This window comes from Methylobacterium goesingense (assembly GCF_022179225.1).
Taxonomy (GTDB): Bacteria; Pseudomonadota; Alphaproteobacteria; order Rhizobiales; family Beijerinckiaceae; genus Methylobacterium; species Methylobacterium goesingense.
In genome coordinates this window covers 1-4,598 of record NZ_BPQL01000135.1, presented here as the reverse complement: position 1 = coordinate 4,598, position 4,598 = coordinate 1, and the positions used below count along the sequence as shown (strand labels likewise).

The window sequence follows — 4,598 nt, the reverse complement described above, 5'->3', positions numbered from 1 at the left end:
ACCTCGTGCTCTACCTCGACGCCACCGGGCGCCGGGACGTGGTGGTGGCCTTCAACGCCCGCGACATCGACGGCTCGACGGACAACGCGATCCAGCCCGTCGCCGTCCAGTACCGGATCGATGCCGGCGCCTGGAAGAACCTGCCGGCCGGATACGTCGCGGATGCCACCACGCAGGGCAGCGCCACGCAGGTGACGCCGGTCAGCGTCACGCTGCCGTCCGAGGCGAACGGCGCGGCCGGTCTCCAGGTCCGCATCATCACCGCGAACGCGGTGGGCAACGACGAGTGGGTCGGCATCGACGACATCGCGGTGTCGAGCCAGAGCGCGGCGGTGAGCCTGCCGGCCCTGTCGATCGCCGATGCGCAGGTGACCGAGGGCCAGGCTGGCCAGACCAGCCTGACCTTCACGGTCTCCCTCAGCGCACCGGCCCCGGCCGGCGGCGTGACCTTCGACGTCGCCACCGCCGACGGCACCGCGAGCGCGGGCTCGGATTACCTCGCCACGACCCTGGCCGGGCGGACCATCGCGGCCGGCGCCACCACGACCACCATCTCCGTGCCGGTGAACGGCGACACCCTGGCCGAAGCCAACGAGACCTTCGCGCTCCGGGTGACGAACGTGGTCGGCGCGACGGTCGCCGACGGCGAGGGGATCGGCACGATCCTCAACGACGACGCGTCCGGCGTCATCAACGGTGTGGCGGTGTTCGCGGCCGCCGCCTCCCTCCAGGGCGCGCAGGGCGCCACGGCCACCGCAGCGCCCGTCGCCACCAACGCCCTGCAACTCGTGCGCCTGGGGGGCTACGCCACCACGAACGATCCGGCGACCAGCATCGCGGCCAATGCCGAGGTGGTGGCCTACGACCGCACCACCGGCAGCCTCTACATCCAGAACACCAACGAGAACCGGATCGAGATCGTCGGCATCGGCGCCGACGGCGCCCTGGCGAAGTCCGGCGAGATCCGGCTCGCCGGCCTGGAGCAGTACGGCTCGGTGAACTCGGTGGCGGTCTCCAACGGCCTGGTCGCCGTGGCCTACGCCAACGCGACGGGCGACCAGCCCGGCCGCGTCGCCCTGTTCGACAAGGCCGGCACCCTGCTGAAATCGGTGAGCGTCGGCATCGGTCCCGACCAGATCGTGTTCACCAGTGACGGTACGAAGCTCCTCGTCGCCAACGAGGGCGAGCAGTTCACCAGCGCCAGCAACCCCGTCGGCAGCGTCTCGATCCTCGATCTGTCCGGGGGCGCGGCCGCCGCCGCCGTCAGCGCCACCGTGGGCTTCGACGCCCTCAACGGCAGCGAGGCGGCTTTGCGCGCCAAGGGCCTCGCGATCACGGCCGGCAAGAGCGCCGCCGCCGACATCGAGCCCGAATACATCGCGGTGTCGCCCGACAACCGCTTCGCCTACGTGACCCTGCAGGAGGTCAATGGCATCGCGGTGATCGATCTGGCCAACCCGGGCACCGCCCCGATCGCGATCCAGCCCCTCGGTTCCGTCAACCATTCGCTGCCGGGCAACGAATTCGACGCCTCCGACCGCGACGGGCCGGGCGGCACGGCCTCGATCCGCATCGCCGCCACGCCCGCCAACGCGCCGATCTACGGCCTGCTCCAGCCGGACGGCGCGGCGAGCTTCGCGGTCAACGGCGTCACCTACGTCGTCACCGCGAACGAGGGCGACCAGCGCGTCATCGGCGGCGCCGACGATGCGGCGGACGTCGCCCGCCTCTCCAGCATCGCCAACAGCCGCCTCACCCCGGAATTACAGGCGCTCAAGGCCGACCCGGCCTATGCCCGCCTCAACGTCCTGCTGCGCACCGGCGACACCAACAACGACGGCGTCATCGACCAGCTCCATACCCTCGGCGGTCGCGGCATCTCGATCTTCCGCCAGGAGGCCGACGGCGCCCTGACCAAGGTGCGCGAGACCGGGGGCGAGTTCGAGAAGATCTTCGCGAGCCTGGCGCCGGAGCGCTTCAACAACGACCAGACGGTCGCCAACACCCCCGACGACCGCTCCGACAACAAGGGCCCCGAGCCGGAGGGCGTCACCATCGGCACCGTCGACGGCCGCACCTACGCCTTCGTGGGCCTGGAGCGCCAGAGCGGCGTGATCGTCTACGACGTCACCGATCCGGCGAAGGCGGCCTACGTCTCCTACGTGCCGCCGCTGGCGGGCGTCTCGGCCGATCTCGGCCCGGAGGTGCTCACCTTCATCGCCGCCGACCGCAACCCCACCGGCACCCCGCTCCTCGTCACCGCCAACGAGGCCGGCGGAGGGGCCACCCTCTACGCCGCCCTGCCCCAGGGTTACACCCAGACCCTCGCCTTCCAGCCCGGCTCCCTCGCGGTTGCCAAGGCCGAGGGCGATGCCGGCACCACCACCTTCGCCTTCACGGTGGAGCGCACGGGCGGCACGCTGGGCAGCCTCGCTTTCACGGCGGAACTCGCTGGCGCGGGCGCGGACGGCGCCGATTTCGCCGGCGCACCGACCCTGCCGGCCACCATCGCGGGTACCATTCCGGCGGGCGCGACCTCGGCAATCGTCACCGTCTCGGTCCAGGGCGACGTGCTGCCGGAGGCCGCCGAGGGCTTCACCGTCACCCTGAAAGGCGCCAGCGCCGGCCAGAGCGGCGTGACGGCCGCGCTCGCGGCGACCGGCACCGTGGCCACCGGCACCATCCTCAACGACGACGTCACCCTGATCTCCGCCGTGCAGGGCACGGGGGCCGCGAGCCCGCTTGCCGGCCGCACCGTCACGGTGGAGGCGATCGTCGTCGGCGACTTCCAGACCGGCGACGCCGATTCCAGCCGCAACCTCGGCGGCTTCTACCTGCAGGAGGAGGCCACGGACCAGGACGGCAACCCGCTGACCTCCGAGGGCGTGTTCGTCTATGAGGGCGCCGGCAACCTCCTGAAGGATCTCCAGGAAGGCGACCGCGTCAGGGTCACCGGCACGGTCGGCGAGTTCGGCGGAGAGACGCAGATCACGGTCACCGACGCGGCCCAGATCCAGGTCGTCCAGGCCGGCGCGGTCTCGGCCGCCGCCCTCAAGGCCGCCGCGACATTGGTCGACCTGCCCGCCGCCACCACGATCGGCACCGGCACCACGGCGCAGCCGGACCTCGAGCGCTACGAGGGCATGCTGGTGAAGGTGGCCCAGACGCTCACCATCACCGAGCAGTTCAACCTCGACCGCTTTAACGAGATCCGCCTCGCGGCCGGAGGGCGCCCGGAGACTTTCACCAACGAGTTCGAGCCGAACACCGCCGCCTACGCGGCGTATCTCGCGCAAGTCGCGGCGCGCTCGATCACCTACGACGACGGACTCAACGTCCAGAACCAGCCGGTCGATCGCCTCGACGGCTTCGGCCCGGCCTATTCCACCGCCACCGCGCCCCGGATGGGCGACACGGTGACGGGCCTCACGGGCGTGCTCGGCTACGGCCCCGCCAATGCCTACCGGGTCCGGGCGATCGACGACGGCGACAACGCCTTCGGACACGCCAATCCCCGCCCGGCCGCCCCCGACGATGTCGGCGGCAGCCTCAAGGTCGGCAGCCTCAACGTGCTGAACTACTTCCGCACCCTCGACAGCGACGGCTCCGCCAGCGGCGTGAAGACCGCCATCGGCCTCGACCCGCGCGGCGCCAACACTTCCGCCGAGTTCGACCGCCAGACGACCAAGCTCGTCACCACGGTGATCGCCTCCGGGGCCGACGTTTTCGGCCTCACCGAGCTGGAGAACCAGTTCCAGCCCGGCAACCCGGGCAACGCGCTGGAATACCTCGTCGGCCAGCTCAATGCCCGCGCAGGCGCCGGCACCTACGACTGGATCCGGCCGGGTGCCCAACTCGACCAGGGCCAGTTCCTCGGCGGTGACGCCATCGCGGTGGGCTTCGTCTACAAGCCGAGCAAGGTCTCGGTGGCGCTGAACACCACCATCGAGAAGCTCGACGATTCGGACGTACAGGCCTTCGACCCGGCCCTCCTCCAGCAGAGCACGATCGGCCACGTCTTCAACGGCGCCAACACCAGCCGCGCCGCCCTGGCGGTGACTTTCCGGGAGACTGCCACGGGCGAGGACTTCACGGCGGTCATCAACCACCTGAAGTCGAAGAGCGGCGCTGGCACCGGGGCAGACGCCGACCAGGGCGACGGCCAGGGCGGCTGGCAGCAGCAGCGCGAACTCGCCGCCACGGCCCTCAAGGAATGGCTCGCCCTCAAGCCGACGGGGACGCAGGACGGCGACGTCGTGCTGCTCGGGGACTTCAACGCCTACATCAAGGAGGACGCCCTCGACGTCCTCAAGGCCGGCGGCTTTACCAACCTCGCCGAGGACCGCCTCGCCAACCCCTATTCCTACGTCTTCGACGGGGCCTACGGCGCCCTCGACCACGCATTGGCCAATGCCGGCCTGAACCGCCAGGTCACCGGCGTCACCGAGTGGCACATCAACGCCGACGAGGCGGACGCCATCGACTACAACCTCGATTTCGGCCGCTCCGCCGCCTATTTCGACGGTCTCGTCCCCGCCCGCGAATCCGACCACGACCCGATCCTGGTCGAGCTTGAGCCCGACCAGGATCGGGTCGTG

1 protein-coding gene is annotated in these 4,598 nt (G+C 70.7%); it reads left to right on the top strand.

Translation table 11 applies throughout. The features are described 5' to 3' along the window. Positions 1-4,598: ExeM/NucH family extracellular endonuclease (locus MFF30_RS20600; protein WP_238281726.1), on the top strand; the 4,598-nt coding region annotated here is incomplete at both ends.